The organism is Niallia sp. FSL W8-0951 (assembly GCF_038006525.1).
GTDB lineage: Bacteria > Bacillota > Bacilli > Bacillales > Cytobacillaceae > Niallia > Niallia circulans.
In genome coordinates, this window is the sequence record NZ_JBBOVK010000001.1 from 3,357,166 (window position 1) to 3,371,523 (window position 14,358).

General features: G+C 36.2%; 8 protein-coding genes. 2 read left to right on the forward strand and 6 right to left on the reverse strand.

What is annotated here, in order from left to right:
* Nucleotides 1-438: 438 nt before the first annotated feature.
* On the reverse strand, nucleotides 439-7,272 hold the full coding sequence (locus NSS71_RS16425) for an immunoglobulin-like domain-containing protein (protein WP_341151830.1): 6,834 nt from the start codon (nucleotides 7,270-7,272) through the stop codon (nucleotides 439-441).
* Nucleotides 7,273-7,605: 333 nt separating this feature from the next.
* On the opposite strand from NSS71_RS16425, the gene NSS71_RS16430 reads away from it, so the two are divergent.
* Together NSS71_RS16430 and NSS71_RS16435 are read left to right on the forward strand one after the other, a co-directional pair.
* Nucleotides 7,606-9,681, forward strand: coding sequence for a sensor histidine kinase (locus tag NSS71_RS16430; protein WP_341151831.1), 2,076 nt, complete (start codon nucleotides 7,606-7,608; stop codon nucleotides 9,679-9,681).
* Nucleotides 9,678-10,391, forward strand: coding sequence for a response regulator transcription factor (locus tag NSS71_RS16435; RefSeq protein ID WP_095259242.1), 714 nt, complete (start codon nucleotides 9,678-9,680; stop codon nucleotides 10,389-10,391). Before NSS71_RS16430 ends, NSS71_RS16435 begins: the two co-directional genes overlap by 4 nt.
* Nucleotides 10,392-10,459: 68 nt before the next feature.
* Here NSS71_RS16435 and NSS71_RS16440 read toward each other — a convergent pair whose 3' ends face one another.
* From NSS71_RS16440 to NSS71_RS16460, 5 genes are all read right to left on the reverse strand, one after another.
* Entirely contained in the window at nucleotides 10,460-11,089 is a 630-nt protein-coding gene (locus NSS71_RS16440; protein WP_047942061.1) for a bifunctional 2-keto-4-hydroxyglutarate aldolase/2-keto-3-deoxy-6-phosphogluconate aldolase, read from the reverse strand.
* Between the two features lie 19 nt (nucleotides 11,090-11,108).
* On the reverse strand, nucleotides 11,109-12,032 hold the full coding sequence (locus tag NSS71_RS16445; RefSeq protein ID WP_341133058.1) for a phosphoglycerate dehydrogenase: 924 nt from the start codon (nucleotides 12,030-12,032) through the stop codon (nucleotides 11,109-11,111).
* Nucleotides 12,033-12,069: 37 nt separating this feature from the next.
* Nucleotides 12,070-12,735: an HAD family hydrolase gene (locus NSS71_RS16450; RefSeq protein WP_341151832.1), complete on the reverse strand. Its 666-nt coding sequence runs from the start codon at nucleotides 12,733-12,735 to the stop codon at nucleotides 12,070-12,072.
* 39 nt (nucleotides 12,736-12,774) lie between these two features.
* Nucleotides 12,775-13,767, reverse strand: a complete 993-nt coding sequence (locus NSS71_RS16455) for a D-isomer specific 2-hydroxyacid dehydrogenase family protein (RefSeq protein ID WP_047942059.1) — start codon at nucleotides 13,765-13,767, stop codon at nucleotides 12,775-12,777.
* Between the two features lie 95 nt (nucleotides 13,768-13,862).
* Nucleotides 13,863-14,357 carry a PTS system mannose/fructose/N-acetylgalactosamine-transporter subunit IIB gene (locus tag NSS71_RS16460; protein ID WP_047942058.1) on the reverse strand — a complete coding sequence of 165 codons (495 nt, stop codon included), beginning with the start codon at nucleotides 14,355-14,357 and terminating at the stop codon, nucleotides 13,863-13,865.
* Nucleotide 14,358: the final 1 nt, after the last annotated feature.

The following is a 14,358-nucleotide window of genomic DNA, read 5'->3' on the forward strand; positions in this document are numbered from 1 at the left end:
AATGGCTTACCCATACTAAAATCTATTTTATTACAAACCGTAACCTATAACGGAAGGCTCATTCCCTTCGCAATATGAATCTGCTTGCTATTCTTTGAAATCTCTAATACATGCTGTTTTACATTCACAAACACACTTAAAAGTTAAACTATCTGGTAAAATTTCTTTTGCCAGCGCGAGAATATCCTTTGCAAATTCTTAAAATTGGGATAAAGAAGATACTCTTTTACATCCTTTTCCCTCGTAGTACTCCCTTAAAGTATGATGATATAACGCAATTTCTCTCATTTTACAAGAACTTTCCTTATCAACCAAACTTACTCTTGATTCGTCATAAATTGAAAAGGAAGCAGAGAGCTTTCTTATTGAGATCCATTTACTTTTGATAGTATAAAAAAGCCTGCAGACAATGTCTACAAGCTCTCTATTTCCTGTTTATTAAGCTCTTTTACTTTTTCTTCTCTTCATTATTAATAAGATGAAACCTGCTAATAAGAACATGGCACCTAATAAAATTAAATTATAAAATGTTCCAGCCGTATTGGGTAATTCATTTGTAATTACATTAGATTTTTCCAACTGATCAGCTGTTGTCTTATCTTTTGAAATTTCGTTAGAAGGGGTTTCAGCTGTTTTATCTTCAGATCCATTATTTGGTTCTTCAGCTTTTATATCACCAGGATTACTATTTTGCGGTTCTTCCGCTAAATCATCTTCCTCATTTGGTTGTTGGATTGGTGCATCTGCTACCTTTTGAATCTCGAAAATAGTAAAGGTACTGAATTTATCTACGGAAAACTTAATGCCAGTAGGGTTGCCATTTTCATCATAAACAATTTCGCCTTGCTCTACTACTTTCTCTCCATCTGTATGCTCTATATAGATACGAATCATATCAAGATTAATGCCATTGTATAGAACATCAGCTAAAGGCAAGACAATATCTGTCTTGTATCCTTTATAATTGGTCTCGATTTCTCTCGGTGTACCAAGCACTTGGATTTTATTTCCTCCAACCTGAGCAATAGCTTCTTTTACCTGCTCACTGTCTATGGTTCGACTCATTACATCTTCTTGTGCCTCTTTTTCTCTAATTGGAACTATATGGAAATACAAGTCGATTCCATCTCTTTGCAATTGCTGAATTACTTCTTTAGAAAGCAATAGCTTACCTTGATCTGTCCCTACTTCTAGGCTGCCTCCTAACTTTTGCAAAGTACTATATGGAACTTCTATTGCTAGTTCATCAGCAAGATTATTTGTATCATCTGGCATGTAAATCCTTACCGATTCGGTTGTTGCATTAGATACTAGTGAATCATCTACAATCAATTTATCAATCTTATTAAGAATATTACCTGATTGTAGTCCATATAAATTAATTCTTTGAATACTTACTGGTGATGATTTCTCCGATCCAACTGCTACACTAAGCTGTCTTCTCGTATCTTCTGTTACTTTTACACCAGCTATATTACTTTTAACAACAAGGAGGAATGTTTTCTCTAAGCTTGTATCTCCATTATTTAATCTTGCTGTTAGTATCATAACATTATCTTTTACTTGTCGATTAACACTTGCTTTCTGATTATGGATAGAAATAACACGTGAATTACTAGACTCCCAATTTATTTCAGACCCATAGTCTCCTTCTGCTAATAATAAGAATTGCGAAGTGATACTTTCCCATGAATCCTTAACGTTAAAAGTAAACGCCTGTTCTTTGGTAAGAGTTAGTGTATCTACATATAATTTATGTAGTTTAGCTAATCTTGCTTTCTCTTTGGAACTATTGATTTGATTAATTATTTTTACAATGTTTTGGTTTTCTTGTTTCTGGAATTCTTTATCACCAGATGGTTTATCTCTTTGCGCTAATTCATTAATTGCTTTTTCAGCTAATGTTATATAAGCCTTTTCTTTTGCTGGCTCATTAAGGTTTGAGTTAGCAATACCCTCTTTGATGATGCTAATATCATCTGCTGTTTCGAAAATAATGGAGTTTTTCTGTTCCATAATTTTGTTTACTAGTAAACTATAAAGTTCTTTTTTATCGTTAGTTTCTAATGAACTCTCGACAATTGCTTTCTCCATCTTTCTTATATCTTCCATATTTCTGATACTAGAAATTTTTGTTGCAATTGTTTCTTTAATTAGTTTATTCGTTAGTTTATTTAAAGGCTCCATAAGATCTTGCATTACTTTTGTTGCTGCTTCGATTGCTTTCGTATCTTGTGGAGTTGCTTTTAGAGCTTTTTCCTGTTCCTCTAATGCTTTTTCTACTGCTTCATATTCTTTCGCCGTTTTTTCTCCACCAGCTGCTGTATAACGTGTTTCCGCTTTTTTCCCTATTTCTTTTGCTTTTTCTGCAGCTTGAATCGCGTTTTCTAATTCTTTTGCAGCACTTGCTTTTTCTAATACTTTTGTAGCTTCTACTAATTTAGTTGTAGCTGCTTCGATTGCTTTCGTATCTTGTGGAGTTGCTTTTAGAGCTTTTTCCTGTTCCTCTAATGCTTTTTCTACTGCTTCATATTCTTTCGCCGTTTTTTCTCCACCAGCTGCTGTATAACGTGTTTCCGCTTTTTTCCCTATTTCTTTTGCTTTTTCTGCAGCTTGAATCGCGTTTTCTAATTCTTTTGCAGCACTTGCTTTTTCTAATACTTTTGTAGCTTCTACTAATTTAGTTGTAGCTGCTTCGATTGCTTTCGTATCTTGTGGAGTTGCATTTAGAGCTCTTTCTTGTTCCTCTAATGCTGTTTCTACTGCTTCATATTCTTTCGCCGTTTTTTCTCCACCAGCTGTTGTATAACGTGTTTCCGCTTTTTTCCCTACTTCTTTTGCTTTTTCTGCAGCTTGAATCGCGTTTTCCAATTCTTTTGCAGCACTTGCTTTTTCTAATACTTTTGTAGCTTCTACTAATTTAGTTGTAGCTGCTTCGATTGCTTTCGTATCTTGTGGAGTTGCATTTAGAGCTCTTTCTTGTTCCTCTAATGCTGTTTCTACTGCTTCATATTCTTTCGCCGTTTTTTCTCCACCAGCTGTTGTATAACGTGTTTCCGCTTTTTTCCCTACTTCTTTTGCTTTTTCTGCAGCTTGAATCGCGTTTTCCAATTCTTTTGCAGCACTTGCCTTTTCTAGTGCTTGTGTTGCTTCCACTAATTTTGAAGTTGCTTCTTCGATTGCTTTCGTATCTTGCGGAGTTGCATTCAACGCTGAATCTAGTCTTGCTAATGCTTTTTCTACTGCTTCATATTCTTTCGCTGTTTTTTCTCCACCAGCTGTTGTATAGCGGGTTTCCGCTTTTTTCGCCGCTTCTTTTGCTTTTTCTGCAGCTTGCATCGCGTTTTCCAATTCTTTTGCAGCACTTGCTTCTTCTAATACTTTTGTTGCTTCTACTAATTTAGTTGTGGCTGCTTCGATTGCTTTCGTATCTTGTGGAGTTGCTTTTAGAGCTTTTTCTTGTTCCTCTAATGCCTTTTCAACTGCTTCATATTCTTTCGCCGTTTTTTCTCCACCAGCTGTTGTATAGCGGGTTTCCGCTTTTTTCGCCGCTTCTTTTGTTTTTTCTGCAGCTTGCATCGCGTTTTCCAATTCTTTTGCAGCACTTGCTTCTTCTAATACTTTTGTTGCTTCTACTAATTTAGTTGTGGCTGCTTCGATTGCTTTCGTATCTTGTGGAGTTGCTTTTAGAGCTTTTTCTTGTTCCTCTAATGCCTTTTCAACTGCTTCATATTCTTTCGTCGTTTTTTCTCCACCAGCTGTTGTAAAGCGTGTTTCTGCCTTTTTCACGGCTTCTTTTGCTTTTTCTGCAGCTTGAATCGCGTTTTCCAATTCTTTTGCAGCACTTGCTTCTTCAAGTACTTTAATCGCTTGTTTTAAATCTTCTATTAAACTCTTTGACTCGTCTATCGCTAATGGATTTCCTATTAAAGTGAGTAGTTTAAAATCTTTGGTTACAACATCCATATACACAGGATCTGTAGGTAACCCACCTGCATTTTCATAACGCTCTTTTACAGGCTGCGCAACATCAATAGTATTTTTTTTCAGTGGCTCTGACTCTAACTTATCCATTTCCTGAATCGTAACAAGAACAGAATCATTTCCAGTTAATTTTTTATGAAAAACAATAACCTCTAAATGAGTAGTTTCATTACTATAATTTTTCCCATAACCTAATAGTGTTTCTCCGTCTATATCGTAGATGAAGATACTTGCATCAGCAGGGACGTCACTTACTTGTACAACATTAATAGGTGCTAAGGTTTGCACTTGGTTTTCATCTAGTACATCAGAAAGGATTTGCGCCTTTTTTTCTACCTTTACACTTTCGAAATGATTAGGCAAAGTGAAAGATACTTCAATAATCTCTCCCTCTGTTAATTCCACATTTTCAAAAACAACGGTATCATTAGCATCCGCTAATGTTTGAATAGGCGTTTCAATTCCTGACTTATATAGTTTTACAGTCGTATCTTTCGGAACATTGTTAACTGTTACCTTTTTATCTGTAGCATTGCCAATTATGTCTTGCACTTCTGGCGCTTTCGATACATCTAAAGATGCACCTGCAATTATTGGTTCACTTTCTAACTTTCCATTTTCTATAACTGTTATTTGGACACCTTGTCCATTTTTCAAATCACTTTGGAGTTCTATTTCTAATAAAGTAGCAGAATCATAATTATTTGTTGCTTCTCCAATCTTTTCTCCTGCTTCATTATAAACAGCTATAGTTGAACCTTCAGCTACCCCTTTGACAGATAGTTTATCAGATGTTGCAGATACCGATACATTTTCTATATCTAGTTGGGCTGACTGTTCCATTGGCTGAATTGATGTTTTATTACTTTCTAAGTCCCCAGGAAGTGTTAATGTCAAACTAATCGGAGCTTCAACCTTAATATCTTCCTTCAACGTTATAATAACTTTACCTGATGAATTACCCTTAGCTTCTCCAATAACTACTGCTGGTTCTGCAGCATTATAAATGAAGATGCTTGCGTTATGAGGAACATCTACTATCGTAATGGTATTTGTGGTTGCATTAGCAACGACTTTTTCCCCATCAACTTTTTCACTGCGAGCTTGAGCAGCCTTCGCAGTTTCTTCACTCTCGAGTTTATTCTTTTCGGTAAAAGTTAAATGTAATTCTTCGCCTTTTATTACTTCTATATCATGGATGGTTATATTGCCTTTTTTCCCTTCAACAAAAGCAACTTCTACACTATCTTTATATACTTTTACTATTGTATTATCTGGAACATTATTTACAGTAATCGTTTTATCTGTAGCATTCACTACAATGTCTTCTACTTTTGGGGCAATTGACTTTTCAAGGGTTGCATTTACTTTTAGGGGATTACTTTCTAAATCACCCTTATTCGTAACGGTTACGAATAATTCCTGATTATTATCAAGCCCTAAATCAACTAAAATACTAATCTCGTCAGACTCTGTACTATTAATTGCTTCCCCAATTTTTTCACTATCCTCATTGTAGATAGTAATAGTAGCACCTGCAGCAACATTTTTTACTGTTACTTTATCTGTTGTTGCATTAGCAACTATATCGTCTTCTATTGGAGAGACACTGCGTTCTTGAACCTTTTTCGTTGTTTGTTCACTTTCCGTTTTTCCATCCTCTGTGAATGTGACTTGAATAGTATCCTCTTTACTAAAAGTAAGATTGGATAACGTTACCGTGCCACTCTCGGTTTCAGTTGCAATTTCCTTGCCATTTTTGTAGACTTTTACTTTCGTTTTTTCTGGAACATTTCTTACTGTTATTATTCCATCCGTAGCATTTGCTGTAATCTTATCTTCCTTTGGAGCAAGTGTTTGCTCAATCTCTGGTTCCACTTCACCAGCAGGAGGTGGTGCATTTGGATCTTTTGGTATTGGACCAAACGGCTCGCCATTTTTCAAAGTTGTTCCAGGTTCCTTATCTACAAATAAATAAGGACTTAGCTCTGTATCATCCAGATTATATATTACAAATCCTAAACGATAGGTCCCTGCATCTACTGCTTTATATGTAGATGTTTGCCATCCTGTGCTACCGTAGCTTCCTGTAGAGTAATTACCTGTTCCTTTGACCGTCGCTCCTAATATACCAACTTGTGCCTTTACCCCATTAACAAGAGGAATAGAATTAGGATTGTTTATATTTACAAAAGATGTAAAAGAAGCATCATTAAAAGGTTCATAGTCGATTGCTAAATAGTTCCAGGCCATTGTTAACTCTTCATTTGCTTTTAATTCAACATCTTGATAAATATATGAGAAGTTAGTTGTGTTTGGAAATAGCCCTTTAATATAATTACTATTATCTGTAGAAAGCTTTAGTTCATTGATTACCGAATTGTATACTCCTTGACTACCACTCGGTATTAAAACCGCCATTTTTGACTGATATGGGTCAATCGTCCAGTTATAAGTAGGGTCATTAGGCCTTGACCCACCTGTTATATACGGTCCTCCTGCTCCAACATCAACAGTACCGTATTTAGTCCATCCTGTTGAACCATCTTCAAAACCTCCATTAGTTAAAGGACTAGTTATTTCTGAAATAGATGGTGAAGCCTCTAATTCTTCTCTTTTTGGCTCAATATTAGATCCTTCTACCTTTGGTTCAGTATTCGCTGCTTCTACTTTTGGTTCAATCGAATCTTCTTCTGTTTGTACGTTATCAGAAGTTTCGGAATTCCCTTGTACCTCTTGGACTGGTTCTGTCGAGTTCGGCTCTTTCATCTCTGTATTTTTTTCAATTACACTAATTATTTTATCCGTATAATAAGTTACTACCTCTTGAGACTCTTCATTTGTATTCTGTAAAGTCTCGATGGAAAAAGTAACTTTCCGAGACTCCAAATCTTCTGATGTAGTAGAAAATTCGACACTGCTTAATGCCTGTTCATAGTTTTCAACATTATCACTACCGTTAAGTATTAATAAGCCATTATTTGCATCAAAAGATCCTGTTATACCATTTTGTTCAGCAAAGTGCAGTTCATCCCCTTGCTTAAAATTGGTAACAACTACTTTTGCCGTTTCTATACTTGATGAATCTATTAATTCAATGTTTATGCTGTTATCTATAATCATTTTATCGCCATCACTAGTCACACTAGCCTGATAATCGGATCCAAAGATGCCATTTTTTATCGGCTCAGCGAAAGCAGTATTCAAATGAATACTACTAAATGAAGATAAGACAATTAATATAGCCAGCAATAATTTAAAAGACCTATTTATGTTTCTTTTACTCATCTTTCCTATCCTTTCTGCTCCATATTGGTAATTAAATTGTATCTATTGGAAAGTTTTTCTTACTCTTCTAATCACTCAAAATATGTTAATATCACAAATAGATTAGTCATATTACTTAAAGAGTAATCAATCACCATCTCCTTTAAAATTGGAATGAATGCATTAAATCAGGTCGAACAAAGATACGGAATTTTCTGTCATATAATTACATTTATCCTGCAAATTCCGACCTTTTTTCTAGTGCTATTATACTATAGGCATATATCCTGTACTATATATATTTCGCAGCTAAAAGGTTAATTTTTGTTAACCTTCCGAAAGGACTATTTATTGATGAAAATGAAAATATCCATTATTTACCTGTTCGTTTTTTGTTTGTTTTTTACTGATTATAAAGCGAATGCTAATACGGAATATAATATAAACCAAGGATTACTTGATCTACAGCACACCTCTTTAGATAATAGAACTATTAACTTGGAAGGGGAATGGGAGTTTTATTGGAAGTCTTTATATACTCCAGACAACTTCTTGAAAGAACGGAGTAATAAACCTTACATTTCTGTTCCAAGCATCTGGTCCCAAGCTTCATATAGCGGTTCTTCGTCTCTTTCAAATGAAGGTTATGGAACATATCGATTAGTAGTGATGATTAGGGAAAAGCAGAAGGATCAACTGATGTCTTTGTATATCCCAACTGTTGCAACTGCGTATAAACTATGGGTTAATGGATCAATGCTTGCTGAAAAAGGGACAGTTGGAACAAACCGAACCTCCATGGTGCCAATGTCCTATGCTGAAGTTTTTTCTTTTATCCCTAATAGCACAAGGGTAGAAATTATAATGCAGGTATCAAACTACGAACAGAGAAAGGGAGGAATGTGGGCACCTATTAAGTTCGGTTATAATCAAGAAATTAGTCAACTTCGCGAAAACGCGATGATTAGGGACTTGGTTATAAGCATCACCTTGCTCGCACTTAGCTTATACTTAATCTCTCTTTATTTATTCAAGCGGTCTAATACCCTTCCTTTATTTTTAGGAATATTTTGCCTTTTGGCATCACTTCGTACATTACTAGTTGGGGATAGACTATTCATGTATTTTTTTCCAAACTTTTCATGGGATGTCAGTGTCAAATTGGAATACTTAACGATCTATATTGGTTTTATGTTGATTCTGTTATATTTACAGAATCTTTTTCCGAAAGAGATAAACAAAATCATAGTTTATTCATTAGTGGCGATCAGCGTAATATTTAGCTTGACTACTCTGTTTCCGGCATATATATTTACACATTTATATTTTGTCTATCAACTTTTTTTAATTGTTATCTTAATCTATCATTTATATATAGTTGTTCTCGCATATATTCGTAGGCGTAATGGAGCTTTGCTCAACTTAATTGCAATCTGTATTTTTGGATTTGCAGTTGTCCATGACTACTTGTACTATAACTTTTGGATAGAAGGCATTGATTTAGCTTCCATTGCTGCAGGCATCTATTTATTTGCCCAAGCAATCATTATTGTCAAAAAAAGTTCCTATGCCATTTCACAGGTAGAAATACTTTCCCTAGAAATGCAAAAAACAAATGAATTATTAGAAGAAAAAATAAATAAAAGAACCTTAATACTTTATGAAAAGAATAAAAAACTGCAACATATTGAGCAAACGAGAAAGGCATTCTTTTCAGCATTAACACATGAGATTAGAACACCAATCCAATCAATGCAAGGATATATCCAGCTAATCCAAAGCAATATACAGCCAGATAAAGAAAAGAAATTTTTAGAAATCATAAATGAAAAAGCTGAGCTTCTTAACCATTTGTCAAAAGACTTATTAGACTTGGCAAAATTGGATGAAGGGCAATTAAACTTCCAATGGGAGGAAATTGCTGCTCCCCATTTGTTGGAGCAGCTTTATGATCGCTTTTCTTATGAAATTAAAAATGCTGGGATTACCAGTAATTATTCTCCTTTAAGTAATCTTCCAGAGGGATATCAGTTATTTGTACAATTGGATGAAATTAAGATAGAACAAGTATTTTCTAACCTTATTCAAAATGCAATAAAATTTACTCCAAAAGGAGGAACTATTTCCATAAGTGGCTATTATAAGAGAGAAAACCATATCAATTCCAGGTATAATAGTTTTCTTATAATCGAGGTTAAGGATACTGGTACCGGAATAGAGGAGAGTTTGCTTCCTTTTATCTTTGACCGTTTTGTAAAAGGAAAAGATGCCATTTCAAGGCAAGGGACTGGTCTAGGTTTAGCTATTTCACAGGAATTAGTAAAACACCATAATGGAAAGATTACAGCCACAAGCATTTCTGGCTCTGGTAGTAAATTCCTAATTAAGTTGCCCGGTGAATTAGTGAAAGGTGGAGGGGAAGTACGATGAATTCGACCATATTGATTGTTGAAGATAATCTAGATATTCAACAGATACTAACAACTGCTTTAAATAGCTTTGGGTATAGGACGAATTGTGTTTCAACGGGTGGAGAAGCAATAGAAGCTGTAGCTATTCTCTCTCCTGATCTAGTATTACTAGATCTTCAATTGCCAGATACGAGTGGTTTTTCAGTTTGTGAGGAAATAAGAAATACTTCAAATGTTCCAATTATTATTGTCAGCTGTTTAGATGATGGTTCAGATATCATAAAAGGACTCGAACTTGGAGCAGATGACTACGTAACAAAGCCATTCGATTTACACCAGCTTGTTGCACGTGTCCGATCGAACTTACGCCGTATGACTTCCTTTAGTCAAGAGATTTTTTCAACCAATTCAACAAATGACAAGCCTGCTGATAACTTTCAGCTTGGACCAATTACTTTTCATTTTCAGCAACAGCGTATCACCATTAATGGTCAGTATGTACCTCTTTCCATTAAGGAATTTTTAATTTTATCTATTTTGGCCAAGTATCCTGGAACTACATTTAATGCAAATAGACTTTATAACATGATTTGGGGAGAGGATAGCTTAGGAGAAACAAGAACAATCAAAGTCCATATTTCAAAACTCCGCAAAAAACTCGATTCCTACGCAAAGGATGAAATATACATTGAAACAGTAAGAGGGTTGGGCTATAAACTTGTGACATAAATTATAGGAAAGCGACTAACGCTTTCCTATAATAAAGAAATCCGCACAAGAACCGTCCATCTGCTTCTCTACTTCACAATCGCTACAAACTTTTCTGCTTCGCGGGTTACTGCTTCGTAATCGCCTGTGGCTGCTCCTTTTGTTAGGCTGGAGCCTGTTCCTATAGCATAGGCGCCATTTTTGATCCATTCAGCTGCGTTTTCGACAGTAACGCCGCCGCTTGGCATAAAGTTCCCTTGAGGAAGAGGTCCTTTAAAATCTTTCACAATACTTGGTCCAAAGGCTCCACCCGGGAATACTTTGATAACATCTGCACCAAGTTCTATTGCTGTTAGTGCTTCGGTTGGTGACATAACGCCAGGCATAACAGCAACTCTGTAGCGGTGGCACATCGTAATGACTTCCGGGGACAGATTTGGTCCTACTATAAATTTTGCTCCTGCCAAAATAGCAAGTCTTGCTGTTTCCGGATCTAATACTGTTCCAGCACCAACGATAACATCCTCTCCTGCATATTTATCAGCAAGTTTTTTGATCACATCCAATGCGCCAGGAATTGTCATGGTTAACTCTAAAAATTTAATGCCGCCTTGCCGGATCGCTTCACTTACATGCAACCCTTGTTCTATATTTTGCGCTCGAATTACTGCTACAATCTTTTCCTCTTTCATTTTTGCTAAAACTTCTATTTTATCCATAAAAGATCACCTTTTCCTTTTATTTAAAATTAGCAAGGATATTTTCAACTGCCATTAAGCTCATTTTATTGACTGCATCCACACTAGAGGCAGCAGCATGTGACCCGATAATCATATTATCCAGCTCCAGCAGTTCCTTCTTTTCTGGTGGTTCCTTTTTGAAAACATCTATTCCAGCTCCCCAAATTTTCTTATCCCGCAGAACATTATAAAGGGCATCTTCATCAATCAGTTCTCCACGAGCTGTGTTGACCAATACAGCCGTTTCCTTCATCATGCTGAATTCTTTCTCACTAAATAGATTGGTTGTTTCTGGAGTTGCTGGTAAGTGAAGAGTTATAAAGTCACTTTCTTTCACAAGATGTTCCAGTTCCACATAAGTCACCTTGTATTTTTTAGCAAACTCATTATCTGGGCAAACATCGTAAGCTAGAATATCCATGTCAAAGCCATGGGCTCTCTTAATAACGCCCTTTCCAATGGCACCAGTCCCAATCACACCAAGTGTTTTTCCGTATATACCAATACTTGTTTTTTTGCTCCAATCCATTACACGGCATGATTGATCGATTTCTACTATTCTTCTCGCAATCGCTAACATTAGAGCGAAAGTAAAATCCGCAACAGAGTCAGCGTTGGCATTTCGAGTAATCGTTACTGGAATGTTGTTGACTTTGCAATAGTCGACGTCAATATTATCTGTTCCAACGCCATATTTTGAAATAACCTTTAACCGTTTCGCCTCTGCTAGGACATCAGCATTCAATGGATCCACGCCAACAATAACTGCATCTACATCCACTATTTCTTTTTTCATTTCTTCTTCCGTCATGATTCTGCCATATGGGTTAGTAACCACTTCAAAGCCATGAGCAGTTAATATTCGGCTAGCCTCTTCACTGTGTTTTCCAAAAGATCTGGGAGTAATGAGTACTTTCGGCATTTGTCTCCCTCCTTTTCTCGTTTCCTAAATTTAGGTATTATACGAATCGTAAATATTGTTCAACTTCCACTAAATCCCGAAAAATTTTTGGCTTGAGCTTACGAATAATAGCTGTTTCCTTCACAAAATCAGGGATAAAAAATGCTGGAATACCCGCAAGATAGGCCGCTTGAATACCTGCTGGGGAATCTTCCAATACAAGAGCCTCTTTCGGATTCACCTTTAATCGAGTACAGACTTCAAGGAAAATATCAGGACTTGGCTTTCCATTTGGTACTTCCTCTCCTGAAACATATAAATCAATGAAAGCAAGTGTGTCTGATACAGTTAGAAATCGATGGATTACTTCTCTCGCACTTGATGAAGCTACAGCTATCTTTATGCCCTGAGACTTTAAAAAGGAAAGTAATTCGTCCAATCCTGCTTTTTTAAAATGAGGTCCTCTAATAAACGAGTATTCTAATTCACGCTTTTTTAAACGCATATACGCTCGCCACTCTTGCACAGGTTGATCTGGACCATAATAATCAGCCATTTTTCGAACAATATCTTGATTCGTTATGCCGATCAACTGTTCAAATAGTGTCCTTTCAAAAGAAAAGCCATAATGGGCAGCTGCCATTTGCCACGCTCGATAGGCTAACTTTTCTGTATCAAACATTAAGCCATCCATATCAAAAATAATTAACGGTGGAATCCCCAAACTAATTCTCCTTTCAATCAATACAACGCTTAGGACAAATCATCCTTGGAACAACTCCACATTGACCACATTGTCCGGTCTCTCTTTTTTAAGCGTTCTTTCTATGTCTGACACTACTTTCTCTCCCATTCCTCTTAAGCATTCCATTGTATAGGCGGAAGTGTGCGGGGTCACCAGAACATTTTCATATTGGAAAAAGGGATGGGTTTTATCCACTGGTTCCCCTTCTAAAACATCTGTTGCGAGTCCTGCAATTTTGCCACTCTCCAATGCCCGCAATACAGCATCCTGCGCCCACAATTCGCCACGTGCCGTATTAGTGAGATACACCCCTTCTTTCATTAAAGAAAATTCGTGATCAGACAGAAGATGGTAGCTTTCCTCATTAACAAATGCATTTAATGAAATAATATCGGACTGTTTTAATAATTCTTCTAAAGAAACACTTTCCGCACCTTTTTGTTCCAGTTCCTCTTTTGTTTGATAGGGGTCATATGCTAGTAATCTAGCATTAAAGCCATCCTTGAAAATATCGCCAACTCTGCTTCCTATATTCCCTAATCCAATTACACCAACTGTTTTCCCATTGATTTGATGTCCAACAAATTGAGCCCGATCTGCCCAACGTCCTTCTCTTGCTGCCGTTGCTGCTGGATATGTTTTTCTCACTACTGCTAAGAGGTTAGTAACTGCATTTTCCGCTACAGCATCTCTTTCTACTAATGCAGATACAATGGTCACAATCGTCCCTTTTTCTGTTGCAGCTTCTATATCAATGTTGTTATAGCCAATCCCATGTCGGGAAATAATCAGTGTTTCGTCCTTTTGTTCAAAGAATTCCCTCGTAAAAAAAGGAGTAACGCTGGATATAATGATCGTAAATCCCTGCAATTTTTCAGCTAGCTCTTTTCCCGAAATATTTACAGGGAAGGTAAATCTTTTTATCTCTCCAATGCTTTCAAGACGTTCTATTTGATCAGGGAATCTTTCTCCAAAACTACTTGAATTTACAATTGCAATTTTGTTTGCCATTGCTTTGTTCCTTTCCGCTTAAATTGTGCATTACTGAACATATGGGGAAGGAATGAAATCACCTTTTAGAAAACGGTACTTTCATTCCTTGAGAACTATTTCTTAATCGTTTTTAACCCATCCATCAATGGAACTTTTTTGCTGTCTGGAACCGTTTGGAAAAATATTTCGATTCCTTTGGCATCTAACGACTTTAAATGATCAACATCTGTTTCTGTTAACGCAACGGTAGGGATAACAAATTGTGCCTCTCCCTTTTTTGAAACGCCTCCTATATTCAGCCTAGTAACAGGTAACCCCTGTTCCACAACTTCTTTCACACTAGCAATATATTTAAAAAGTAGGACAACGTTATCTTTTCCAAACTGATCTCTATTCCATTTTTCAACTACTTCTTGATTGCTGTATACCTGAATCTTCAATCCAGAAGAAGAGTTTGTATTTATATAAATATCTTTCATAAATTCATCAGATGCTGTTTCGTTGTCAATAACATAAAGGGCATTAGTCCCTAAACCTTTTGACCATTTTGTCATTACTTGTCCATGAATTAAGCGATCATCTACTCTTACTAAATTGATTTTCCCCATG